We start from the raw sequence: 24,046 nt of genomic DNA on the forward strand, positions 1-24,046 counted from the left end.
CGCCGAAAACGGGCGCAAAGCCAGCAGCTTGACCGGGGCGTCCCCTCAGCGGGGGAATGCCCCGGTCGCCCACCTACCAAGTTTCACATTGACATTTTGTCGATAAATTATTGATATCAAGCACCAGCTTCGGCCGGCGGCATTCTCGCGCCGGTCACACGACACAACAATTCCGGGAGACGCATCATGACGACGGGCAAGTGGGATTTCTGGATCGACCGTGGCGGCACCTTCACCGACATCGTCGCCCGCGATCCCGAAGGCGCCATCAAGGCGCACAAGGTGCTCTCGGAAAACCCCGAAGCCTACCGCGATGCCGCCATCCAGGGCATCCGTGACCTGATGGGGCTCAGCCAGCAGGAGCGCATCCCGGCCGAGCAGATCGCCGCCGTCAAGATGGGCACCACCGTTGCCACCAACGCTCTTCTGGAGCGCAAGGGCGACCGCACCCTTCTGGTCACCACCAAGGGCTTCCGCGACGCGCTGGAGATCGGCTATCAGGCCCGGCCCGAGATCTTCGCCAAGGAAATCATCAAACCCGAACTCCTTTATGAGCGCGTCGTCGAGGTGGACGAGCGCGTGCGTGCCGATGGCACCACCGAGGCAACGCCGGATCTGGCCGCTGTCGAGAAAGACCTGAAGGCCGCCTATGACAGCGGCATCCGCTCGGTCGCCATCGTCTTCATGCACGCCTATGCCTTCCCGGCCCATGAAAGCCAGGTCGCCGAGGTCGCCCGCCGGGTCGGCTTCCCGCAGGTGTCCGTCAGCCACGAGGTCTCGCCGCTGATGAAGCTGGTCGGGCGCGGCGACACCACCGTGGTCGATGCCTATCTGTCGCCGATCCTGCGCCGCTACGTGGAGCAGGTCGCCGGCGAATTGCAGCTTGAGGGCACCGGCTGCCGGCTGATGTTCATGCAGTCCTCCGGCGGTCTCACCGCCGCCGATCTGTTCCAGGGCAAGGACGCGATCCTCTCCGGCCCCGCCGGCGGTGTCGTCGGCGCGGTCGAAACCTCGAAGATGGCCGGTTTCGATGCCATGATCGGCTTCGACATGGGCGGCACCTCCACCGACGTCTCCCATTTCAACGGCGAATACGAACGCGCCTTCGAGACCGAGGTCGCCGGTGTGCGCATGCGCGCGCCGATGATGATGATCCACACGGTCGCCGCCGGTGGCGGCTCGATCCTGCACTACCGCGATGGCCGCTTCCAGGTCGGTCCGGACAGTGCCGGCGCCAACCCCGGCCCGGCCTGCTACCGGCGCGGCGGTCCGCTCGCCGTCACCGACGCCAATGTCATGGTCGGCAAGCTGCGCCCGGACTTCTTCCCCAAGATCTTCGGTCCCGGCCGCGACGAACCGCTCGACCGGGATGCGGTCGCGGCCCGGTTCGAGGCGATGGCCGCCGAGATCGGCGATGGCCGCACCGCCGCGGAGGTCGCCGAGGGCTTCCTCAAGATCGCCGTCGAGAACATGGCCAACGCCATCAAGAAGATCTCGGTGCAGCGCGGCTATGACGTCACCGAATACGCCCTGACCTGCTTCGGCGGCGCCGGCGGCCAGCATGCCTGCTCGGTCGCCGACAGCCTCGGCATGACCACCGTGGTCGTCCATCCGCTGTCCGGCATTCTCTCCGCCTATGGCATGGGCCTTGCCGACATCCGCTCCACCCGCCAGCAGGCGGTGGTCAAGCGGCTGGAGCCGTCCGCCCTTGCCGATCTCGGCGCGCTGGCCGACCGGCTCACGGCCGAAACCCGGGCGGAAGTTGCCGGCCAGGGCGTGCCGGAGGGCGAGATCCGCGACCTGCCGCGCGCACTGCTGCGCTACGACGGCACCGACACGCCGATTGCCGTGGCCTATGCCCGCGACGACATCGCCGCCATGACCGACGCCTTCGCCGATGCCCACCGCGCCCAGTTCGGCTTCGTCTATGAGGACAAGCCGATTGTCGTGGAGGCACTCGAAGTGGAATCCGTTGGCGGCGGCTCCGGCATCGCCGAGACCGACCGGCCGCTGTCCACCGAGACGCCGGCCCCCACCGACACCGGGTCGGTCTTTGCCGATGGCGAATGGCGCGATGCGGCCTTCTACGCCCGCGCCAGCCTGAAGCCGGGCCACAAGCTGATGGGGCCGGCGCTGATCGTCGAGCCGCACCAGACCATCGTCGTGGAGCCGGGCTGGCAGGCGGAGGTTACCGCCAAGGATCATGTGGTGCTGCGCCGGGTGGTTGCCCTCGACCGCGCCGCCGCCATCGGCACCGAAGCCGATCCGGTGATGCTGGAGGTGTTCAACAACCTGTTCATGTCCATCGCCGAACAGATGGGCGTGACCCTGCAAAACACCGCCTATTCGGTCAACGTCAAGGAGCGGCTCGACTTCTCCTGCGCCGTGTTCGACGCCTCCGGCGCCCTCGTTGCCAACGCTCCGCACATGCCGGTGCACCTGGGCTCCATGGACCGGTCGGTCGAGACCGTGATCAAGCTCAATGCCGGCAAGATCGCGCCGGGCGACGTCTTCGCCCTCAACGCGCCTTACAATGGCGGCACCCACCTGCCGGATATCACCGTGGTGACCCCGGTGTTCGACGATGCGGGCAAGGAGATCCTGTTCTGGTCCGCCTCGCGCGGTCACCATGCCGATGTCGGCGGTTCGGCACCGGGCTCCATGACCCCGCGCGCCACCAGCGTCGACGAGGAAGGCGTCCTGATCGACAACTTCAAGCTGGTCGACAAGGGGCATTTCCGCGAGACCGAGCTGATTGAGCTCCTGACCGACCACCCCTGGCCGGTGCGCAACGTCACCCAGAATGTCGCCGACCTGAAGGCGCAGATCGCCGCCAACGAAAAGGGTGTCAAGGAACTGCGCAAGATGGTGGCGCATTTCGGCCTCGACGTGGTGCAGGCCTACATGGGCCATGTGCAGGACAACGCCGAGGAAAGCGTACGCCGGGTGATCGAGGCACTGACCGATTCCACCTTCGAGTACCCGACCGACCAGGGTTCGGTGATCAAGGTGAAGATCACCGTCGACCGGGAGAGCCGCGAAGCCACCGTCGACTTCACCGGCACCAGCGAGGTGAAGCCGAACAACTTCAACGCGCCGGAACCGGTGACCCGCGCGGCGGTGCTCTACTGCTTCCGCGTGATGGTCGAAGGCGACATCCCGATGAACGCCGGCTGCCTGCGGCCGATCCACATCATCATTCCCGATGGCTGCATGTTGAAGCCGACCTATCCGGCCGCCGTCGTCGCCGGCAACGTGGAAACCAGCCAGCATGTCACCAACGCCCTGTTCGGCGCGCTGAAGGCCATGGCCAACAGCCAGGGGTCGATGAACAACCTGACCTTCGGCAACGACACCTACCAGTACTACGAGACCCTGTGCTCCGGCTCGCCGGCCGGTCCGGGTTTCAACGGTACCGATGGCGTCCACGTGCACATGACCAACTCGCGCCTGACCGATCCGGAGGTTCTGGAGTTCCGCTATCCGGTGCTCCTGGAGGACTTCCACATCCGCGAAGGCTCCGGCGGCAAGGGCAAATGGTCGGCCGGCAACGGCACCAAGCGCACCATCCGCTTCCTTGAGGAAATGGATTGCGCGATTCTCTCCTCTCACCGCACCCTGCCGCCCAAGGGCATGGAAGGCGGCGAGGACGGCCAGCTCGGCAAGACCCTCGTCCGCCGTCTCGACGGCGCGGTCGAGGAACTGGCCGGCTGCGACCAGACCATCCTGAAGGCGGGCGAGGCGGTCACCGTCATCACCCCGACCGCCGGCGGCTGGGGCAAGGCATAAGGCCCGAGCCGACCACGCCCCGCCAACAGGCGGATGAACAACAACCTGAAGGCGGCGATGGCGAAAGCCCTCGCCGCCTTCGGCGTTTTCGCTCCCGAGGGAGGCTCCGCGGCGACACTGGACAGAACCGGCGCCAGCCGCGACAGTCGCCCCCGCAACATCGGGGACAGCCAATGCGGATACTGATTCTTGGCGGCTACGGTCTGATCGGCCTCGGCATCGCCCGGCAGCTTGCCGCGCGCGGTCACGAGGTGATCGGCCTCGGGCGCAGCCGCGAAAAGGGCGAGCGTCTTTATCCGGCGATCCGCTGGATCGGTGTCGATCTCGCCCGCATGACCCGCCCGGACGAGTGGACCGCGCATCTTGCCGGCGTTGACGCGGTGGTGAATGCCGCCGGAGCGCTGCAGGACGGTGCCCGCGATGACCTTGCCGCCGTGCAGGACCAGGCGATCCAGTCGCTGATCGCCGCTTGCGAAGCGGCCGGCACCAAACGTTTCATTCAGATCTCGGCTCCCGGCGCGGCGTCAGGGTCCTCCACCGCATTCTACCGCACCAAGGCCGCCGCCGACGCCCGGCTCAAGGCCTCCGGCCCACTCGACTGGCTGATCCTGCGGCCCGGGCTGGTCATCGCCCCGGCAGCCTATGGCGGCACGGCGCTGCTGCGGTTGCTGGCCGCCGTTCCGCTGATCCAGCCGCTCGTTCATGCCGAGAGAAAAATCCAGACCCTCGCCCTGTCTGACCTGACCGAGTTGGTCGCTGATGCCATTGAGGGAAAGCTCGCACCGGGGCAGGATCTCGACGTGGCTGAAGACACTCCGCATAGCCTTGCCGAGGTGGTTGCCGCCTTCCGCCGCTGGCTCGGTTTCACCCCGGCGCGGCGAACCGTCCTTTTGCCCGGCTGGTGCGCCGGCCTTGTCTCGCGCGGCGCCGATCTGCTCGGCCATCTCGGCTGGCGCTCGCCCTTGCGCAGCACGGCCCTCACGGTCATGAGCGAAGATGTGCTTGCCGACCCCGCACCGCTGGAGGCCGCCACCGGGCGTCGCTTGTCCTCGTTGGAAGAAACGCTCGCCGGTCTTCCCTCCACGCTGCAGGAGCGCTGGTTCGCGCGGATGGCCCTGATGATGCCTGTGGTGATCGCGGTTCTCAGTCTCTTCTGGATCGCCTCCGGGACGATTGGCTTCATCCGGTTTGCCGACGCTCAGCGGCTCCTGCTGGAGGCCGGCCTGCCGCCGCTCGTCTCGACCCTTGCCGTTGCCGGCGGCGCCATCGCCGACATCCTGCTCGGGCTCATGATCCTCATCCGCAGCCGTGCCAGGCAGGCGGCACTGGGCATGATCCTGCTGTCTCTCGCCTATCTGGCGAGCGCCAGCCTGGTGGTACCGGGGCTTTGGCTCGACCCGCTCGGTCCGCTGGTCAAGGTGCTGCCGTCGATCCCGCTGGCGCTGGTCGCCATCGCGCTGCTGGAGGAGCGGTGATGGAAGAGCTTGTCTGGCGTTTCCTGCATGTGATCGGCGCAACCGTCCTGATCGGCACCGGCGCCGGGATCGCCTTCTTCATGCTGATGGCTCACCGCAGCGGCGACCCGCGCGCCATCGCCCATGTGGCCGGGACGGTGGTGACCGCCGATTTCCTCTTCACCGCCACCGCCGTCGTCGTCCAGCCGATCACCGGCCTGTTGCTTGCAAACTCAGTCGGCTGGCAGCTCACCGAAGGCTGGGTGCTGCTCTCCATCGGCCTCTACCTTTTTATCGGCGTGTTCTGGCTGCCGGTGGTCGTGATCCAGATGCGGATGCGCGCACTTGCCCGCGAGGCGGCCAGCAACGGCGCGCCGTTGCCCGCGCGCTACCATCGCCTGTACCGCATCTGGTTCGCCTGCGGCTTTCCCGCTTTCGGCGCGATCCTGGCAATCGTCTGGCTGATGCTCGCCCGACCCGATATCCCGCTGTCTCTGTAGAGCCGGGCTCAGCGGCCGCCGGCTGCCAGCATCCAGTTGAGAATAAGCCGCCAGTCGGTCATGCGGATCGGCGTGCCATGGGTTCCGGTTTCGAACAGCACGAATTTCGCCGGATAGGAAGGGGCTCGCGCCTTGAGCTGTTCGTAGTAGCGAGCCTGCTTCTTCCAATCGTACACCTTGTCCCAGCTGCCATGACCGAAATAGATCGGCAGCCGGCCACCGCGAAAGGTCGCACTGCGGAAGAAGCTTTCGTCATAGGTCGACCCGAGCAGCAGCATCCCGCCCATCTTCCGCGCCATCGCCGGGCTCTTGGCCAGCCGCCAGCACAGCGCGCCCCCCATGGAGCCGCAGGCGACAAACACCGGCGCACCCGGCGAGGCCGCCGAATAATGACGGAGCAGCGCGGTGACATCGGCGGCGCCCCGATCCTTGAAGTTCTTCACGTCAAGGGTCAGGTAAAGCCCGTCGTTCCGTACCATCAGGTTCTTGATGCGGTTGAAATTGCCGCCGAAACTGACGTCGTTCATGCCCTGGAACCGGTTGCCGCCCTGCCCGTGAATATAAAGGACAATGGCCTTGGCACCACGCGGACGCCCCACCCGCATGTAGGTGATCGCGCGGCCATTGGCCTTCAGCGTCAGATCTTCCTGAGAGCTGCGCGGCCGCAAGGAGACATATTCTCCGTGCACCTGCCGCTCCCACACCTTGTCGCGGCGGTGAATGTCCCGGCGCTTGTCATAGTCGACAATGACGAACGGATCCTCGGGCCGCCCGGACAAAAGCCCGGGGTAGTCGAACAGGCTGTCCTTGAACGGCGCCAGCCGGTAGCCGGCCTCCGCCTCCATGGCGGTGACCGCGACAACAAGAGCGGCAAGCCCGACGGCAAGACGGCGAATGGACAGCATCACGAACGGGCACTCCTTGTGCGTTCCCTGAATGGGGCATTCCATGAATGGCGGCGCCGGGCGATCGCGAATCGGGCCCGCTCATCGCCGCCGATCATGCGGCGGCGCGGGCCTGTTTCGCAAGCGCCACCAGGCGCGAGCGCAGCTCCCCAGCCTCGGCCAGCGGCGGCGTGAAGGCAACACGGGCCACCTTGTCGCCAGCGGCAAGGTCCAGCCCTTCCGGATCGAGCGAGGTCAGCCGCCAGGGGCCGGCCCCGGCACGGGCGAGCACCCGCCCATAAAGCTCCACCGCCTCGCCATGATCGGCATTCATATGCGCCACCGCGTCTTCCTCCATCGCCTGGAGCCGATCGAGCCCCTGACGCGGAAGCAAGAGATCCCCCGGCTCCAGCAGATACGCCTTGCCGAAACCGCCGTTCAGGCTCGCCCGGTCGAGAGAGATGCGGAAGAACGCGAAATCCGGGAAGTCCACATAGAGCTGCGCCTTCGGATGGCGGGCGAGAAAGCGCCGGCGCACATGGCCGCACGCGGCGCTGTCCGCCGCGATCCGCTCGGCCCGCCCGACGAGGGTAAGACGCGGATGGGCCAGCGGGTCGCCCTTGCCCGGTTCTCCCACCAGCAGAGAACAGCGGGCATCCGCCGCCAGGGCCTCGGTGTGCTGCGACAGGCGCGACACCAGCATCACCAAGGTGCCGTCCATCTCGGTGGCGAGCGCCACCCGGGAGGCAAACGGCGCCCCGTCCCGAGGATCGAGCACTGCCAGTGCCCCATGGCGAGCGAGCCGTATCAGCCGCCGCGCCAAGGCGCGCGCCTCGTCGTCGGTCGGGCGTATCACCGTGGTTTGATTTGCTTCGCTCACCCGCCACCTGTCATATTTGCGAAGATCGCCGCACGATGGATTGCGATCCGCTCCATCCTTGCCGCCTCTGTCACCCGTTTTGCCCTGCAATACGCCCTGGCGCAAGGTATGCGCGAAGCGCCCCCGGAAACCCGCCGGGTCACGCTCGCGCCATATTGAGGGCCATTCATCAATTGCGGTGTCTCACCAACAACAGGGGACAAGATCATGAAAACCACAATGGCTGACCTGACGCGGCGCGGCAGGGCATGGTGTGTTTGTGGTGCTCTGGCGCTGACCCTGGCGTTGCCGGCATCGTTCGCTCCGCTGCCGGCACTGGCCGGGCCGGCCCGTCTCGCCACCGGCGATGCACCCGTTGTCCTGATCGGGGGCCGCGGACATCGTCGCTATGGCCGCCCGGGCTATCGCGGCAAGCGACACTACTATCGGGGCTATCGTCGCGGCTATCGCGCGCCCCGGCACTATCGCCCCAGATATCGCCGGAACCATGCCTACCGACCCTACCGGCCCTATCGCCCCTATCCGGTCTACCGGTCCTATCGGCCTTACTACGGCTACAAATACGGATACGGGTACGGCTACGACTACTGGGGCGGAGCGGCCGCGGCTGGCATCCTCGGTATCATCATCGGCCAGGGCCTCGGTCAGCCTCGCTACATCGACCCGCCGGTGCGGGTCCGGCGCGGGCGCTACGAGCCGTGGACGCCGAGCTGGTACCGCTATTGCAGCCGCAAGTATCGCAGCTTCAATCCGAATACCGGCTACTACCTGGCCTATTCCGGCCGCTATCGCTTCTGCCGCTGACAGGGATGGCGCGAAGCTGAACACCAGATGAACAGCGGCCTCAGCAAGGGTTCAATGGCGCGATGTCACAACAGGGACATCGTCACTCGAAGCTGACCGCCAAGGGAATGCCCAAATGACCATCAAGCATGTGACTTCCACCTGCCTCGCTCTTGTCCTGTCCACCGCGCTGGTCCTGCCGACCCTGACCAGCGCCGAGGCCGGCGGCGGACGCAAGCACTGGCGCCAGCATGGCGGACATCACCAGGCACATCGCCCTCATCGCCCACGCCACCATCACCACAAAAAGAAAAAGAACAACGATGTCGGAGCGGCCGTCGCCGCCGGCGTCATCGGCCTCGCCGCAGCGGCGATCATCGGCTCCGCCCTCAGCGCGCCCGAGCCCATCGACCCGGAGCCGGTCTATGTGCCGCCCCGCCCCCGCGGCTATGGCGGACCGGCCCGGGCAGACCGCTACTATGATGACTATTACGATGATTACTACGATGCCCCGCGCAATTATCGGCCCGCTCGCCCGGTCGTGGTTGGCCGCGCCGGTCCGGAGCCCTGGACCCGGGAATGGTACCGCTACTGCTCGGCAAAATACCGCAGCTTCAACCCGCGCACCGGCCAGTTCACCACCTATTCCGGCGTGAAGAAGCTCTGCCGTTGACCGGCTACCCCGCTTTTTCGATACCTCGCGACACATGCGCCGCCCCACCAGGCGGCGCATGTGTCGTCTTCGCCGCCTCGTCGCCCCAAGCTTGATGAGGGTCAACGTGCTCTCAACGATTACGCGCTACACCTTCCTTGACGGCACCCGCCTGGCTGGCGCCGAAGGTTGAGGGCGAGGGGCACTGACATGCACGAGAGCGACGAGGTCACCGGAACCGCCGCCACCGAGACGACGACGGAGCAAACGACGCCCCGTGCGGCCTCCAGCGGCGCGCAGACGCCGGATATCGCAACTCCAGTGGAGAGCCCCCTCCCCCGGGAAGCGGACGCGAAAGCGGAGAATGCGCATCGGACCGGCGGCGCGCGCCGTCACGCGCTCGCCGAGATGCGCCATGATCCGCAAGCCGTGCGCGAGATGTTCGAAAGCGGCACCTACCCCTATGCCGCCAGGATGCAGCGCAAGGTCTATGAGCGGCAGAAAGCGGCGCTCCAGGTGGAACTTCTGAAGGCGCAGCGCTGGGTGGAGGAGACCGGCCAGAAGGTGGTGCTCTTGTTCGAGGGGCGCGACGCGGCCGGCAAGGGCGGCACCATCAAGCGTTTCATGGAGCACCTCAATCCGCGCGCCGCGCGGGTGGTCGCCCTGACCAAGCCTTCCGAGCGGGAACGCAGCCAGTGGTATTTCCAGCGCTACATCGAGTGGCTTCCCGCCGGCGGGGAAATCGTCTTCTTCGACCGCTCCTGGTACAACCGGGCCGGGGTCGAGCGGGTGATGAACTTCTGCTCGCCGAATGAGTATCTCGACTTCATGCGGCAATGCCCGCAAATGGAGCAGATGCTGGTCCAGTCCGGCATTCGGCTGTTCAAATACTGGTTTTCCGTCTCACGCGAAGAACAGCGCCGGCGCTTTGCCTCCCGCGAGACCGATCCGCTGAAACAATGGAAACTGTCGCCGATCGATCGCGCCTCGATGGACAAGTGGGACGACTACACCGAGGCCAAGGAGGCGATGTTCTTCTACACCGACACCGCCGATGCCCCCTGGACGGTGGTCAAGTCGGACGACAAGAAACGGGCGCGCATCAACTGCATGCAGCATTTCCTCGCCAACCTGCCCTACCCGAACAAGAACCTGTCGCTGGTGCGCGGTCCCGACAACCTGATCGTCGGCTCCAGTTCCCACGTGATCGGACGCGACACCCATATTCTCGGCAAATCCCTGCATCCGGACCGCAAGCGCAGCGGCTGAAACCACACCGCCGCTTGCGGCCGGTGCGGATATGGGCAACATCTTCCTGACAAGAGGGAGGAACGTCGAATGTTGTCTGCACTTGACCTTGCGCGGGAGCTGGAAGCGGGGACCCTGACGCCCGACGCCCTGTTCGACCGGATCGAAGCCGCGATCGCCGAGCGCGAAGACACGATCCGCGCCTTCGCCTGCCGCGACCTCGCCGCCGCCCGGGCGGCGGCGCGCACGGCCACCGGCCCTCTTCGCGCCTTGCCGCTCGCGGTCAAGGACAACATCGACACCGGCGATCTCGTCACCGAATACGGCTCGCCGATCCATGCCGGCCATCGTCCGGCGGTGGATGCCGCCATCGTCGCCCTGGCCCGCCGCCTTGGCGCGGTCATTCCCGGCAAGACGGTAACCACGGAGTTCGCCTTCTTCCACCCCGGCCCGACCCGCAATCCGCACGATCTGGAGCACACGCCGGGCGGCTCCTCCTCCGGATCGGCCGCCGGCGTCGCCGCTGGTTTCTTTCCGCTGGCCCTTGGCACCCAGACCGGCGGTTCGGTGGTGCGGCCCGCCGCCTTCTGCGGCGTTGCCGGCTTCAAGCCCAGCTATGGCCGACTGCCGATGGTGGGCGTCAAGATCTTCTCTTGGTCCCTCGACACACTCGGCCTGTTCGCCGCCACCGTCCGGGACGCGGCCTTCGCCGCTGGCGCGCTGGCCGGGCGCGACTGGCGTGTCGACGGAGAGCTGTCGGCCACTCCCACCCTCGGCATCCTGCGCCATCAGCCCGGCGCCCAGGCGGACGAGCAGATGCAGGCCGCGCTGCAAACGGCGATCCGCTGCGCCGAGGCCTGCGGCGCCCGGCTCGTCGAGCTCACCCTGCCGGAGGTGTTCGCGGACGCCTTCAGGGCCCATACGACCATTCAGGACTATGAGGCGACGCGCGCGCTGGCGGCGGAGCGGGACATGGCCGCAGACCAGTTCAGCGACCATCTGCGCCAGACCCTCGACGAAGGCTGGGCCCTCACCGCCGCCGACTACGATGCCGCCCAAACAACGGCCGCCGACGCCCGCCGCGCCTGCCAGGACCTGTTCTCCGGCATCGATGCCCTGCTGCTGCCCTCCGCCCCCGGCGCCGCCCCGCGCGGGCTCGGCTCCACCGGCTCCTCGGAGTTCAACCGCATCTGGACGCTAATGGGGGTGCCGGCGGTCAATGTGCCCGGCCTTTACAACGGTGCCGGCCTACCGCTCGGTGTGCAGGTGCTTGGCCCCCGGAACGGTGACAAGGCGGCCCTTGCCGCCGCTGCGTGGCTAGAGGCCTGCCTTGGCAGCGGGCGGATCTGAAGAAACGCGCGGGGCTCAGACTTTCGGCGTGGGCATCTTCATCTTGAGCGCCAGCGCCTTGAGCGCGGGGCGCATCGCCTCCTCCGTCAAAAGGTTATAGCGATGCAGCGCTTCTCGTGAGGCGGAAGAGGAGAGCCGCATGCGTTTGGCGCGCATGCGCACCACCTTTTCATAGGCCTCATTGGAAACCTTCGCGAAACGGCACAGCAGCATCAAGGGCTGGTCATCCTCGCGGAAAACGAGGGAGACGACCGCATTGTCCGGCCAGCCGATCTTGCGCGCAAGAAGCTGCCCCAGATCAAAGGCCCGATCCTTCTCGGCAAAAGCCGTGACAATCTGCGCGATCGGCACCTTGCCGGCGAGCGCCCCGTCGATCAGCTGTTCCGTCTTCGATTTCGCCCCCTTGAACTCGCGAAGCTGAATCTCGACTTCGCGTGCCGCACGCTCGGCAATCGCCTTGACCAGAACCTCATTGTCGCCAAGGTCCTTGATCCGCTGCGCCAGCTCGCGGGACAGAAACGGCACCAGCCGCTCCGCAGCGGCAGCCGGCAGGTCGGCCCGCTCGCTCAGGGCGATTTGCAGTTCCTCATCCTTGCGCGACCGGGCGACAAGAAGATCGAAGGAATTGGGGCCGAGATGCGCCGCATGATTGCGCGTCAGGCTGTGCAGGACCTCCTGCTCCCCGGCAAGCGCCACAACCCGGGTGACCTCACGACTGAGCGTGCTGCGTCGACACAACGCTTGCAGATGACCGCCGGAAATGGACCCGGCGATTTTCGCCAAATCATCGTCCTCGAGAATGGGGGATTGCTCAAGAACCGGCGCGGCGACCGTCAGTTCCTCATCAATGGCCAGAGCGCAGACCAGATCCTTGGGCGCCCCCGCATCGGCACAGATCCGCTTGGACAGGATTTCCCGCGCCGCAACCTCCAGGCGACCCAGCACCCGGACGACCACCTCACCAAACAGCTGGCTGACCCGCTCCCGCTCTTCCTCTTTTGCCTGGCAAAACAGATCCGTAAGTGCCGCAACCAGAACGGCCGTACTTTGCGCGGACCCATCCCTCGCCAGCCCGGAAAGCTCACTGACCTTCATCTTGCCACCCTTGCATTCTCAATTTCAGGCGATGTTACGAAGGGTAAGTTTCCGTCTCGTTAATTCATGACTAAAGAAAATAAGGCAGAACTTTCAGTCGCCTGGCATCGTTTCGCAGCTTCAGACCAGCAAACGTCGAACCAAGCCGGGCGGGATGGCGGCAGAGTCTCGCCACGCCGGTGCAACGCCCGCCCTTGACCGATTCCATCGGCCTGCCCTGTCTTCGAAGACCTGCGTGCGGTCCTCGGCCGCAGAAAAAATCATGTCTGACGCACGGGGCATTTCCCCCGGAAAACCAACAGTCTCGCCGCCGCACCTCACACGCAATAAGTGCATTTTTCGCAGCGCAGCATTATTTTCGCTTTGACGAAAGCCGCCGGTAACATAAAGTTACACCGTGGATAGATAGCGGGAGGCTAACACATGTCACATGTCCGCAATCTGAATCTCATCGCGTTCTGCGCCGCGTTTGTCTTTGTGGGCGCAATTGTCGTCGGGCTTCTTTAAGACGCAATTCATCGCGTCAACCAGAACAACAGCCCGCTAACGCTTTCATCCCTTTGGTAAGCGTCCCCGCCGCATTACGCGGCGAGGCGCCTTCGGGCATTTTCCATTCGGTACGGGGAACCGTGCCGGGTGGCAATGCCCGGCTCGCCCCCCTGCCGCCCTGGCTTCAGGCTGCGGCGAGCAGCCGGGCAACGGCCTCTTCAGCCTGCCGCTCAGCGGCCTCGACCTGCGTTTCTCCAAGCGTCAGCATCTGGTCCGCCGCCACGACGGTCACGTCGGTGATGCCGACGAAGCCGAGGATATGGCGCAGATAGCCCGAGGCGAAATCGACATCCGAGCCAAGCCCGGTGCCGGAGGAGGCAAAGGCGATGATGGCCCGCTTGCCGGTCAACAGCCCTTCCGGTCCGTTCTCCGTATAGCGGAAGGTGACCCGTGCCCGGGCGATCTGGTCGATCCACGCCTTCAGCGTCGAGGCGATGGCGAAATTGTAGACCGGCGCGCCGATGACGAGAACGTCCGCCGCCCGCAGTTCCTCCACCAACTCATCGGAAAGCGCCAGGGTTTCTTTCTGCGCCGCGCTGCGCTCCGCCGGGTCGGTGAAGTTGGCCCCGACCCACGCTTCATCGATTTGCGGCAAGCCGGCGGATACATCGCGGGTGACCACCGTGGCGTCAGGAGCACCGCGCAAGAGATCGGCGACGACACGATCGGCGAGACGGCGGGTGACGGAGGCACCGCCGCGCACGGAGGATTCGATCTTCAGGATGGACAGGGGCTTTGACATCACAACATCTCCAATCAGGGGGTGCACCGGGCACCGTTCTCTGAACATGGAGATATGATGGAAAGAGCCGAAGGATTAGGGCTGTTTTCGTGAACGGTGTTTTCATGCCGCGCGGGCGCGCCGCGCGGCATGAGTTTTTCTCAAACATGGAGCCGGTGGATTACTCCGCCGCTTCCATGCGCGCCGGCTCGTAATTGAGGATCGGCGCCAGCCAGCGCTCGGCGGTGGCCAGATCCCAGCCCTTGCGCGCCGCGTAGTCGGCGACCTGATCCCGCTCGATCTTGCCCACACCGAAGTAGTGGCTTTCCGGATGGGCGAAATAAAGCCCGGAGACCGAGGACCCCGGCCACATGGCGTAGCTCTCGGTCAGTTCGATGCCGGCCGCCTCGGTGGCTCCTAGCAGATCGAACAGCGTCCGCTTTTCCGTGTGGTCGGGCTGTGCCGGATAGCCCGGTGCCGGCCGGATCCCCTGATAGCGCTCGGCGATCAGATCCTCCACCGACAGCGCCTCGCCAGCCGCATAGCCCCAAAGACCGGTGCGCACCATCTGATGCAGCCGCTCGGCAAAGGCTTCGGCCAGCCGGTCGCTCAGCGCCTGGGCGAGGATCTTGTTGTAATCGTCGCCAGCCGCTGCATAGCGGGCGACAAGATCGTCCTCGCCGTGGCCAGAGGTGACGGCGAAGCCGCCGACGTAGTCCTTCACGCCGCTCTCCGCATCGGCAATGAAATCGGACATCGCGACATTGGCGCGGGCGCTGCCGTCCCGGCTCATCTGCTGGCGCAGCGTGTGCAGGGTCGCCCGCAGCTCCGTCCGCTCCTCATTCGCATAGACAAGGATATCATCGTTCTGAGCCGCCGCCGGCCAGAACCCGACCACGCCCTTCGGCGACAGGAGCCGCTTTTCGACGATCTCATCGAGCATCCGCCGAGCATCGTCGTAAAGCGCCTTGGCCGCCGGGCCGTAGCGGTTGTCGGTCAGCACCGCCGGATAGGTGCCCTTGATCTCCCAGGTGGAGAAGAACGGCGTCCAGTCGATCACCGCCGCCAGCTCTTCCAGCGAAACATCCGCAATCGTCTTGGTGCCGAGGAAGCTCGGGGCGTGCGGCGCGTACGCCTCGAAGGACGGACGGAACCGGTTCTCCCGCGCCTGGGCCAGCGAGCTGCGGCGCGCGGCACCGCGCGAGCGCGCATGGCCTTCCGCCACCTTGGCATAGTCGGCCCGCACCTCATCGATATAGGTGACCCGCTGCTCCTTGCCGACCAGCTTGGAGACCACACCCACCGCCCGGCTCGCGTCGGTGACATAGATCGCCTGCGAGCGCCGGTAGTTCGGGTGGATCTTCACCGCCGTATGGATCAGGCTGGTCGTCGCCCCGCCGATGAGAAGCGGCAGATCGAAGCCTTCCCGCTCCATTTCCCCGGCCACGTGGCACATTTCGTCCAGCGACGGCGTGATCAGTCCGGACAGGCCGATGATATCGACCTGCTCTTCCCTGGCGGTTGCCAGGATCTTCGCCGCCGGCACCATCACGCCAAGGTCGATCACCTCGAAGTTGTTGCACTGAAGCACGACGCCGACGATGTTCTTGCCGATGTCATGCACATCGCCCTTGACGGTCGCCAGGAGCACCTTGCCCGCGCTCTGGCGGCCCTCGCCGCCATTGGCCTTCTTCTCAGCCTCCATGAAGGGCATCAGATAGGCGACCGCCTGTTTCATCACCCGGGCGGACTTCACCACCTGCGGCAGGAACATCTTGCCGGCGCCGAACAGGTCGCCAACGACGTTCATGCCGGCCATCAGCGGCCCTTCGATCACATGCAGCGGCCGTTCCGCCTTGGCCCGGGCCTCTTCGGTATCCGCCTCGATGTAGTCGGTGATGCCGTTCACCAGCGCATGGCTCAGCCGCTCTTCCACCGGCCAGTCGCGCCAGGCGAGATCGACCACCTTCTGCTTGCCACCCTTGCCCTTGAAACGGTCGGCGGCATCGAGCAGCCGGTCGGTGGCATCCGACCGGCGGTTGAGCACGATGTCCTCGGCAAGATCGCGCAGTTCCGGATCGAGATCGTCATAGATCGCCAGCTGGCCGGCGTTGACGATGCCCATGTCCATGCCCGCCTGAATGGCGTGGTACAGGAACACCGAGTGCATCGCTTCACGCACCGGCTCGTTGCCGCGGAACGAGAAGGACAGGTTCGACACGCCGCCGGACACATGGGCATGCGGCAGGTTCTCGCGAATGAACCGGGTGGCGTTGATAAAATCGACGCCATAGTTGTCATGTTCGGCGATACCGGTCGCAACGGCGAAGATGTTCGGATCGAAAATGATGTCTTCCGGCGCCAACCCCACCTTGTTGACCAGGATGTCGTAGGAGCGGGCGCAGATCTCGGTCTTGCGCTGCAGGGTATCCGCCTGCCCGGTCTCGTCGAAGGCCATCACGACCACCGCCGCGCCGTAGCGCTTGACGAGACGCGCCTGCTGGATGAAGGGCTCTTCCCCCTCCTTCAGCGAGATCGAGTTGACCACCGCCTTGCCTTGCACGCATTTCAGGCCGGCCTCGATCACCTCCCATTTGGAGCTGTCGATCATCACCGGCACCCGGGCGATATCCGGTTCGGCCGCGATCAGGTTGAGGAAGGTGATCATCGCGTCCTTGGAATCGAGCAGCCCCTCATCCATGTTGACGTCAATGATCTGCGCGCCGCTCTCCACCTGCTGGCGGGCAACGTCGAGCGCGGTGGGATAGTCGTCGTTCTTGATCAGCTTGCGAAAGCGCGCCGAGCCGGTGACGTTGGTGCGCTCGCCCACATTGACGAAATTCACCTCCGGCGTGAGCACGAAGGGCTCCAGCCCGGACAGGCGCATATGCCGCTCCGGCGTTGCCGGAACGCGCGGCTTGTGGCTGGCCACCGCCTCGGCGATCGCCCGGATATGCGCCGGCGTGGTGCCGCAGCAGCCACCGACGATGTTGACCAGACCGCTCGACGCGAATTCGCCGACCAGCTCCGCCATCGCCTCCGGGCTTTCGTCATATTCGCCAAACTCGTTCGGCAGACCGGCATTGGGATAGGCACAGACCAGCGTGTCGGCGATCCGCGACAGCTCGGCCACATGCGCCCGCATTTCCTTGGCGCCGAGAGCACAGTTGAGGCCGATGGAGAACGGCTTGGAATGGCGCACCGAATACCAGAAGGCCTCCGGCGTCTGACCCGACAGGGTACGGCCGGACAGGTCGGTGATGGTGCCGGAGATCATCACCGGCAGATCGACGCCCTTTTCCTCAAGCACCTCATCGATGGCGAACAGCGCGGCCTTGGCGTTGAGGGTGTCGAAGATCGTCTCCACCAGCAGAAGGTCGGCGCCGCCATCGATCAGCCCGCGCACCGCTTCCGCATAGGCGGTCTTCAACTCATCGAAGGTCACCGCGCGAAAGCCGGGATTGTTCACATCCGGCGAGATCGACAGGGTGCGGTTGGTCGGCCCGAGCGCGCCGGCGGCAAAGCGCGGGCGCGAGGGATCGCGGGCGGTCACCAGATCGCAGGCCTCGCGGGCAAGACGCGCCCCGGCAAGGTTCAGCTCATAGGCCAGCGCCTCCATGCCGTAGTCGGCCTGGGCGATGGTGGTGGAGGAAAAGGTGTTGGTCTCGACGATATCCGCCCCGGCCTCCAGATAGGCCACGTGGATATCGCGAATGCTCGGGCCTTGCGTCAGGTTGAGAAGGTCATTGTTGCCCTTCACGTCCTGTTGCCAGTCGGCGAAGCGTTCTCCGCGATAGCCCGCCTCGTCCAGGCGAAGGTCCTGGATCATCGTGCCCATCGCCCCATCGAGCACGAGGATCCGGTTGCGGGCGGCATCGGTCAGTGCGCGCGCGGGAGTCGTCTTGCTGGTCATGATGGTCTCAGGCCGCCTGCTGTTCGGAAGTCGCCGGGCGCACGCCCAGCATGTGGCAGATCGCGAAGGTCAGATCCGCCCGGTTCATGGTGTAGAAGTGAAAGTCGGTGATGCCCCGGTCGACCAGATCGAGCACCTGCTCGCAGGCGACCGCCGAGGCCACCAGCTTGCGGGTCTCGCTGTCCTGTTCCAGCCCGGCGAAACGGCGCGCCAGCCAATGCGGGATCGAGGTGCCGCATTTGGCGGAAAACACCATGGTCTGCTCGAAATTGGTGATCGGCAGAATGCCCGGCACGATCGGGATGGAGATGCCGGCGGCGCGCACCTTTTCCAGGAAGGTCTCGAACAGGTCGTTGTCGAAGAAATACTGGGTGATCGCGCGGGTCGCGCCGGCGTCCACCTTGCGCTTCAGGTTGTCGATTTCCGCGCTCCAGTCGGCGCTTTCCGGATGACGCTCCGGATAGGCGGACACGGACACCTCGAAATCGGCGACCCGGCGAATGCCTTCAACCAGGTCCGAGGCGTAGGCATAGCCATCCTCGCGCGGCCGATAGACCGCCCCGATCCCCTCCAGCGGATCGCCGCGCAGGGCCACGATGTGGCGCACGCCAAGATCGGCATACTCGCGCACGATCTCGTCAATCTCGCCGCGCGAGGCGCCGACACAGGTAAGATGGGCGGCCGGCGCCATCGCCGTTTCCTTCAAGAGACGGGACACGGTGCGATGGGTGCGCTCGCGGGTCGACCCACCGGCCCCATAGGTGACGGAGACGAAAGACGGATCGAGCGGTTGCAGCCGCTCCACGGCGGACCACAGCTTGGCCTCCATCTTGTCGCTCTTCGGCGGAAAGAACTCGAAGGAAACGGATACGGCGCCGGGGTTGCCCAGCTCGAAACGGCGGATCTTGTCCGGGGATGTCATGTCAGGCAACCTCTTGGGCTGGGTTCAAAACAGGCAAATCGCTGACGACCCTGGGGTCGCGCGCCAGCCAGATGGTGACGGTAAGGTGTTCCTTGTCGTGACTGTCGGGAACGAGATCGCGGGTCATCACCAGATCGAGCCCCGCCTCCCGCAGCCAGCGGCGCATCTGATCCTGGGCGAAACCGAGCCGGCGGTGCGCATGGGTATCGCGCAGGAATTCCAGCCCGTGCGGCGCGAAGTCGACGATCAGCATCCGCCCGCCCGGGCGCAATGCCCGTGCAGCCTCGCTGATCGCCCGGCCCGGGTCATCGAGATAATGCAACACCTGATGGATGGCGATCAGGTCGAAGCTCTCCTTGGGCACGTTCAGCGCATAGATGTCGCCGTGGCGCACCTGTGCATGCCGCAACCCCTGACGGTCCAGATTGGCGCGGGCCACCGCCAGCATGTCATGGCTGGCATCGAGCCCCAGCGCACGGGCATACTGGTCGGAGAACAAAGACAGCAGGCTGCCCGTGCCGGTGCCCAGATCCAGCATCGCATCGAACGGGCGCGTGCCGACCGCCTCGCGGATCGCCTTCTCCACCGCCTCTTCGGGCACGTGCAGCGAGCGCTCCTGATCCCAGGTCTTGGCGCGATTGGCGAAATAGGCCGCCGCCTCCTCTGCCTTCGCCCGGCGCGTGGCGGCAAGACGCACCCGGTCGGCGGAAAACAACGCCTCCTCCGGATCGAGCCGGGTCAGCAGCAACCGGGCAAGGTCGCCCATCGGCCCATCGCCAAGACGGTAGTAGACCCAGGCCCCTTCCGGGAAGCGCTGAACCAGACCGGCTTCGGTGAGCAGCTTCAAATGGCGGGAGATACGCGGCTGGCTCTGCCCGAGGATCGCGGTCGCGTCCTTGACCGTCAACTCGCCATCGGCCAGCAGGGCCAACAGGCGAAGCCGGGTCTCCTCGCCGACCGTGCGCAGGCCCGCGAGCAACTGGTCCGCGCTCAACAGCGGTGCTGTGTTCATCTCAGAACCCCTCAGGAAGATATAAAGATATCTTTATACCTAAATTGAAGGGAAATCAACCCCGTCACCTCTCCGGCCGCACCACCGCATGACGTGTGAACACCGCCCCGGTATCCAGCGACCGGGCCTCCAGAAGGGCGAGCCGCTCGCGCTGGCAGTGCCCTTCGAACAGCCGGGACCCGCCGCCGAACAGCATGGGCAAGGTCAGAAGCCAGTATTCGTCGACCACCCCGGCGCGGATGGCCGTCTGGGCGAATTTTGCCCCGGCGAAAATCACCATGTCCCGGCCCGGCCTGACCCTTTCCGCAGCCACCGTATCGGCGAGGTTTGCGGAAGCGATGAACGAGTTTTCCCAGGCAGAAGCATCCTTCAGCCGGCGGGAGAAGACGATTTTGCGCGAGGCGTTCATGAACGCGGCGAGGCGCTGCTGCGCCGGCGAGGCGGCGGCCTCCCGGGCGGCGGCCGGCCAATGGGCCGCCATCATCTCCCAGGCGGCCCGCCCATAAAGCAGGGTATCGAACCGCGCCACCATGCTGTCGGTCCAGCCATCGAGATCCGTCGACCAGTCCGGTGCGATGAATTCGCCGCCGGGCGCATCGACAAACCCGTCGAGACTGATCACCATCGACAGGACAAGCTTGCGCATTTCCAGCCCTCCGCCCCCCTTTCCCCGGCATCCCGACCGGTGCGGGGGGAGACGCCACCGGCCGGGTCAGCGCCCGTCATCGCCCATCGTTGTTCGCAGCGCTGGCCTGCCCGGCGGCCTGCTGCTGTTCGATCACCGGCAGGGCGGCTCCGCCGATCGCCTTCTTCTCCTCCTCGGAGAACTGACGTGGATCGTCCGGATCCTGCGACACGCGCACGGTCACCTCCCGGTGCGCGAAGTGGATGCCCTCGCGTTCGCACAGGTCGCGAATGCCGGCATAGACCACCTTGCGCAGTTCGAACTGGTCACCCGGGCGGGTCATGAACTTGACCCGGACGATCATCGCCGAATCCTCAAGCGCCGTCACCCCTTGCGACTTCACCGGCTGCAGGAACTTCGGGCCGTAGTCGGGGTGCTCGAGCAACTCCTGGCCGAACTTCTTGATCAGCTTGCGCATCCGTTCCACGTCCGTGTCATAGGTCACCCGGAAGGCCAGCTTCATCACCGCCCAGTCGCGGGAGAAGTTTTTGACGAACTGGATCTCGCCGAAGGGCACCGTGTTGAGCGGCCCATTGTGATGGCGCAGCTGCATGGAGCGGATCGAGATCTTCTCGACGGTCCCCTTGACGCTGCCGATGTCGATGTATTCGCCCTTGCGGAACGCATCGTCGAACAGGAAGAACGCACCGGAAAAGATGTCGCGGATCAGGGTCTGCGCGCCGAAGCCAACCGCCAGTCCGACGACGCCGGCACCGGCGAACAGCGGGGCGATGTTCACTCCCAGCTCCGACAGGGCCAGCATGGCGGCAATCACGACAATGGTGATCAGCAGGAAGTTGCGAAACAGCGGCAGCAGGGTGGCCAGTCGGGTCTCGCCCTTGCCACCGACTTCCCCCGTGTCCTCGTCCGGCTTTCCATTGCTGCCACCGGTCTCGCGGGCGATCTGCCGGTCGATGGTGATCGCCACCGCGTGATAGGCCATGTAGCTGGCGAAGATCACCAGCGAAATCTCGAACAGGTTGGCCACCAGGAACCGGTCATCCGCCAGCGGAACGCCCCAGCGCATCAACAGGAAACCGACGGCCACGGCAATGGAAAGAATGGCCGCGCCATGATCGAGCAAATGCCGGTAGGGCGAGCGGGCGTTTTCCGCATCCAGCGCCTCCGCCTGTGCCTGCGCCTGTGTCGCCTCCGCCTGTGTCGCCTCTGACGGCTCCTCCCCCTCGCCCAGCGCGGTCTCGCTGGCGCGGGCGACATCCGCCTCGAACTTCTGGCGGGCCGTCTCGGTATCGAGGCGCGGCAGCAGCCACCGGTCGATCAAGAGAACAAGGACCCCGTAGAGCACGCTGCCGAGCAGCGCCGCCATCACCGGCGCGGCGACCAGCCCGAGCGCGGACGGCTGGTCCAGCAGCACCCGCACCACCGAAATTGCAAGGGCGGCGAGGAAATACACCAGCACCAGAGGCAACCAGAGCAGCGCCACCACCCGGCGCCAACCCATGACCGACGCCTCCGCGTGCGGATTTCCCACCAGGAGCCGCCCCAGCGGACGGCGATAAAGAACAACGACGACGGCCAGCAGGAGGCAGCTCAGCGTCACGGTGCCGATCAGGGCCAGCTTGTGCGCACTCGCCTCCAGGCCCATTGCCGCCATCCAGTTGCACACGCCCATGGCGGCGAAGGTGATGAAGGACACGCCCATCAGCCAGCGATACAGGCCATGGGCATCCCGGTCGCCCATCGCCACCATTCGATGCGCGGGACGGTCTGGCGCCAGCACATTGAGAAAGACGATGCGCAGCAGCAGGAACATAAGAACCGCTTCGAGCCCGGTAAACACCGAGACCCTGCTCGGCGTATGGCCGGAGACGAGCAGGAGCGCGATCAGTACCGACACGAGCGCGAACGCGGCAACGCCAAGCCCCATGCTCAGCGCCCGGCTGAGCAGGTAGCCGATCTTTCCCGCCCGGTGCTGCGGCGCCGCATCATAGAGGCGGAGAAAGCGGGCCCGCGCCCAGCGCTCGCACAGATGCAGCGCCGCAAGGCCGATGGCCGCCGACAGGACCAACACCAGAACGACCGTTCCGAGCCAGCCAAGCGTGCCATCGGGAGACTGGGAAAGGAGAACGGATGCCGACAGATCCGAGAAGTTCCCGGCGGATCGCAGGGTGCCCTCCAGCGCGTCCCGAACCTGAAAAATGAGCTTCATCTGCTCGCCGCCACCGGGGAGCATGGAGGGTGCAGGCATCGTGGTACCCGCGCCCTTCGCCTCCTGAGCCACAAGGGGGCCGCCAGTCGTCATCAGGAAAAGAAGCGAGCAAGTAAACGCCACCGCCGCTATCGGCAATTTGCGTAGACAGCCACTGAAGACGTGCTGAAAAAATGTCATGACGACCCCCAACGTTCGGCGTTGCAATCCAGTATTGCACACGCCGTCGCGTCAGGCGTAGAAAAAACGCCTGAAGAAAGGGTTATCAGACCGCTCTTCAGTGTGAATATTCAACGACATCGGGCAGGCGCCCCCCGGGGCCAGACCCGTAAATGAGTCGGATCCCTAGCAGGCGATCCGACCGCGCCACTGGTCGAGCAACAGCCTGGCCGACTTGGCGTTGAGTGTCCGGTAGCGGGTGACGGCCCGCTCCCGCTGCTCGTCCGGCAGCCGATACCGCCAGGGACCGATCGCCAGAAGCTTCTGAACAGTTTCCGATGCAAGCCCACAGGCCCGAGCAACGATGAGGAAGGGATCGGTGTCGATCCGCACCATCCAGTGCATCGCCTCTTCAAGACCGATATCACCCAGGATCGAGAAGGTCGCGACCACCTCGGCAAACCGGTCCTCGTCAATGAACCGCAGCAAGGTCCCCTCGTCGATCCCCTCTCCCCGAGCCAAGGCCTTCACCCGCCCCATCGCGGTCTCGAAATCGTAGCGCTTCAGCCAATAGTCATTGGAAAGACGCTGCGCGGCAATCCGCGCCGCCTTCGGCAAGCCATCCTCACCATCCTTGCCGGTGCCCCCAAACAAACGCACGCGCACCCGCTCACTGGCGAAGGAGGCCAGGGCAGCGATATCCGCCTCGCCCAGATCCCCGCGCCCGGCCAGCGCAAGCTGCAACTCCTCATCGAGCCCCGAGGCTTCCAGCAATCGGTCCACACCCGCGCGGGACAGGCTCGCCCCTTCGTTCGCGGCCACCGCCCGCTGCACGCCGGCGCTGCCGGTCTTCACCAGCACATCGGTGACCAGTTTGGACAGCACCTCGCGCGCGGCAATCGCCAACCGGTGATCATCGCCCTTGCTTTCGGCAATCTGCACAAGATCCCGGTCGCGCAGAACAGTCGAACGCTCCAGCAGGGGACGGGCCACACCGATTTCGTCATCGGCAAGCCGGCGCACGGTCTGCTCCGGAGCCCGGCGCAGCGAGGCCAGTTGCCGGGCCATGAATTCCCGCGCCTGCGTCTCGACCATCTCGGAGAGACGGTGCAACACGGAATCGTAGATTCTCATCTGCTCGTCGGAGCAACTTTCCGAGGTGAGCGAAAACAATGCCGCAACGTTCTGCGCCAGCTCATTGCGACGCGACATATCCCCGTCCCGCGCCAGCGCTTCGAAGTTCACCAACTCCGTATTAGGTAGGTTCGACATCGTATCAT

The 24,046-nt window shown here is 65.5% G+C and carries 17 protein-coding genes; 7 read left to right on the plus strand and 10 right to left on the minus strand.

The window, feature by feature from the left end:
• The first annotated feature begins 186 nt into the window (after positions 1-186).
• From IEV83_RS06015 to IEV83_RS06025, 3 genes are all read left to right on the plus strand, one after another.
• Positions 187-3,789, plus strand: coding sequence for a hydantoinase B/oxoprolinase family protein (locus IEV83_RS06015; RefSeq protein ID WP_181759313.1), 3,603 nt, complete (start codon positions 187-189; stop codon positions 3,787-3,789).
• Positions 3,790-3,962: 173 nt separating this feature from the next.
• A complete protein-coding gene (locus tag IEV83_RS06020) occupies positions 3,963-5,264 on the plus strand; it encodes an SDR family oxidoreductase (protein ID WP_181759314.1) in 1,302 nt (433 codons plus the stop codon).
• Positions 5,264-5,743 (plus strand): DUF2269 family protein, encoded by a 480-nt coding sequence (locus tag IEV83_RS06025; RefSeq protein ID WP_181759315.1) that lies wholly within the window; start codon positions 5,264-5,266, stop codon positions 5,741-5,743. The genes IEV83_RS06020 and IEV83_RS06025 overlap by 1 nt, the downstream gene beginning before the upstream one ends.
• Positions 5,744-5,751: 8 nt before the next feature.
• Here the strand turns inward: IEV83_RS06025 and IEV83_RS06030 are convergent, their stop codons facing one another.
• Positions 5,752-6,648, minus strand: coding sequence for an alpha/beta fold hydrolase (locus tag IEV83_RS06030; protein ID WP_181759527.1), 897 nt, complete (start codon positions 6,646-6,648; stop codon positions 5,752-5,754).
• Between the two features lie 94 nt (positions 6,649-6,742).
• Positions 6,743-7,507: a HugZ family pyridoxamine 5'-phosphate oxidase gene (locus IEV83_RS06035; protein ID WP_181759316.1), complete on the minus strand. Its 765-nt coding sequence runs from the start codon at positions 7,505-7,507 to the stop codon at positions 6,743-6,745.
• Positions 7,508-7,714: 207 nt separating this feature from the next.
• Here IEV83_RS06035 and IEV83_RS20415 point away from each other — a divergent pair, with 207 nt between their 5' ends.
• From IEV83_RS20415 to IEV83_RS06055, 4 genes are all read left to right on the plus strand, one after another.
• On the plus strand, positions 7,715-8,311 hold the full coding sequence (locus IEV83_RS20415) for a BA14K family protein (protein WP_244628073.1): 597 nt from the start codon (positions 7,715-7,717) through the stop codon (positions 8,309-8,311).
• Between the two features lie 115 nt (positions 8,312-8,426).
• Positions 8,427-8,963 carry a BA14K family protein gene (locus tag IEV83_RS06045; RefSeq protein ID WP_181759317.1) on the plus strand — a complete coding sequence of 179 codons (537 nt, stop codon included), beginning with the start codon at positions 8,427-8,429 and terminating at the stop codon, positions 8,961-8,963.
• 189 nt (positions 8,964-9,152) lie between these two features.
• Positions 9,153-10,211 carry a polyphosphate kinase 2 gene (ppk2, locus tag IEV83_RS06050; protein ID WP_181759318.1) on the plus strand — a complete coding sequence of 353 codons (1,059 nt, stop codon included), beginning with the start codon at positions 9,153-9,155 and terminating at the stop codon, positions 10,209-10,211.
• A gap of 69 nt (positions 10,212-10,280) precedes the next feature.
• Positions 10,281-11,540, plus strand: a complete 1,260-nt coding sequence (locus tag IEV83_RS06055) for an amidase (protein WP_181759319.1) — start codon at positions 10,281-10,283, stop codon at positions 11,538-11,540.
• Between the two features lie 15 nt (positions 11,541-11,555).
• Here IEV83_RS06055 and IEV83_RS06060 read toward each other — a convergent pair whose 3' ends face one another.
• The 8 genes from IEV83_RS06060 to IEV83_RS06095 all read right to left on the minus strand — a co-directional run bounded on the left by IEV83_RS06060 (position 11,556) and on the right by IEV83_RS06095 (position 24,038).
• Positions 11,556-12,635 (minus strand): DUF2336 domain-containing protein, encoded by a 1,080-nt coding sequence (locus IEV83_RS06060; RefSeq protein ID WP_181759320.1) that lies wholly within the window; start codon positions 12,633-12,635, stop codon positions 11,556-11,558.
• A gap of 673 nt (positions 12,636-13,308) precedes the next feature.
• Entirely contained in the window at positions 13,309-13,926 is a 618-nt protein-coding gene (locus IEV83_RS06065; protein ID WP_181759321.1) for an FMN-dependent NADH-azoreductase, read from the minus strand.
• Positions 13,927-14,086: 160 nt separating this feature from the next.
• The gene (gene metH, locus IEV83_RS06070; protein ID WP_181759322.1) at positions 14,087-17,818 is read right to left on the minus strand and encodes a methionine synthase; all 3,732 of its coding nucleotides are present in this window, start codon (positions 17,816-17,818) and stop codon (positions 14,087-14,089) included.
• Between the two features lie 7 nt (positions 17,819-17,825).
• Positions 17,826-18,740 (minus strand): methylenetetrahydrofolate reductase [NAD(P)H], encoded by a 915-nt coding sequence (gene metF / locus IEV83_RS06075; RefSeq protein WP_181759323.1) that lies wholly within the window; start codon positions 18,738-18,740, stop codon positions 17,826-17,828.
• A gap of 1 nt (position 18,741) precedes the next feature.
• Positions 18,742-19,752 carry an ArsR/SmtB family transcription factor gene (locus tag IEV83_RS06080; RefSeq protein ID WP_181759324.1) on the minus strand — a complete coding sequence of 337 codons (1,011 nt, stop codon included), beginning with the start codon at positions 19,750-19,752 and terminating at the stop codon, positions 18,742-18,744.
• A 64-nt stretch (positions 19,753-19,816) separates the two neighbouring features.
• A complete protein-coding gene (locus IEV83_RS06085) occupies positions 19,817-20,398 on the minus strand; it encodes a dihydrofolate reductase family protein (RefSeq protein ID WP_181759325.1) in 582 nt (193 codons plus the stop codon).
• Between the two features lie 76 nt (positions 20,399-20,474).
• The gene (locus tag IEV83_RS06090; RefSeq protein ID WP_181759326.1) at positions 20,475-22,646 is read right to left on the minus strand and encodes a mechanosensitive ion channel family protein; all 2,172 of its coding nucleotides are present in this window, start codon (positions 22,644-22,646) and stop codon (positions 20,475-20,477) included.
• Positions 22,647-22,952: 306 nt separating this feature from the next.
• Complete coding sequence (locus tag IEV83_RS06095) at positions 22,953-24,038, minus strand: DUF2336 domain-containing protein (protein WP_181759327.1); 1,086 nt, start codon at positions 24,036-24,038, stop codon at positions 22,953-22,955.
• Positions 24,039-24,046: the final 8 nt, after the last annotated feature.

The sequence above is a fragment of the Stappia taiwanensis genome (assembly GCF_014635285.1).
Taxonomy (GTDB): domain Bacteria; phylum Pseudomonadota; class Alphaproteobacteria; order Rhizobiales; family Stappiaceae; genus Stappia; species Stappia taiwanensis.

Bases quoted from the DNA above. Each gene is read 5' to 3' on its own strand.
- IEV83_RS06020 (WP_181759314.1), top strand. From the start codon at position 3,963: ATGCGGATACTGATTCTTGGCGGCTACGGTCTGATCGGCCTCGGCATC.
- IEV83_RS06045 (WP_181759317.1), top strand. From the start codon at position 8,427: ATGACCATCAAGCATGTGACTTCCACCTGCCTCGCTCTTGTCCTGTCC.
- IEV83_RS06080 (WP_181759324.1), bottom strand. From the start codon at position 19,752: ATGAACACAGCACCGCTGTTGAGCGCGGACCAGTTGCTCGCGGGCCTG.
- ppk2 (WP_181759318.1), top strand. From the start codon at position 9,153: ATGCACGAGAGCGACGAGGTCACCGGAACCGCCGCCACCGAGACGACG.
- metF (WP_181759323.1), bottom strand. From the start codon at position 18,740: ATGACATCCCCGGACAAGATCCGCCGTTTCGAGCTGGGCAACCCCGGC.
- IEV83_RS06065 (WP_181759321.1), bottom strand. From the start codon at position 13,926: ATGTCAAAGCCCCTGTCCATCCTGAAGATCGAATCCTCCGTGCGCGGC.
- IEV83_RS06025 (WP_181759315.1), top strand. From the start codon at position 5,264: ATGGAAGAGCTTGTCTGGCGTTTCCTGCATGTGATCGGCGCAACCGTC.
- IEV83_RS06030 (WP_181759527.1), bottom strand. From the start codon at position 6,648: ATGCTGTCCATTCGCCGTCTTGCCGTCGGGCTTGCCGCTCTTGTTGTC.
- IEV83_RS06090 (WP_181759326.1), bottom strand. From the start codon at position 22,646: ATGCCTGCACCCTCCATGCTCCCCGGTGGCGGCGAGCAGATGAAGCTC.
- IEV83_RS06085 (WP_181759325.1), bottom strand. From the start codon at position 20,398: ATGCGCAAGCTTGTCCTGTCGATGGTGATCAGTCTCGACGGGTTTGTC.
- IEV83_RS20415 (WP_244628073.1), top strand. From the start codon at position 7,715: ATGAAAACCACAATGGCTGACCTGACGCGGCGCGGCAGGGCATGGTGT.
- IEV83_RS06095 (WP_181759327.1), bottom strand. From the start codon at position 24,038: ATGTCGAACCTACCTAATACGGAGTTGGTGAACTTCGAAGCGCTGGCG.
- IEV83_RS06015 (WP_181759313.1), top strand. From the start codon at position 187: ATGACGACGGGCAAGTGGGATTTCTGGATCGACCGTGGCGGCACCTTC.
- metH (WP_181759322.1), bottom strand. From the start codon at position 17,818: ATGACCAGCAAGACGACTCCCGCGCGCGCACTGACCGATGCCGCCCGC.
- IEV83_RS06060 (WP_181759320.1), bottom strand. From the start codon at position 12,635: ATGAAGGTCAGTGAGCTTTCCGGGCTGGCGAGGGATGGGTCCGCGCAA.
- IEV83_RS06055 (WP_181759319.1), top strand. From the start codon at position 10,281: ATGTTGTCTGCACTTGACCTTGCGCGGGAGCTGGAAGCGGGGACCCTG.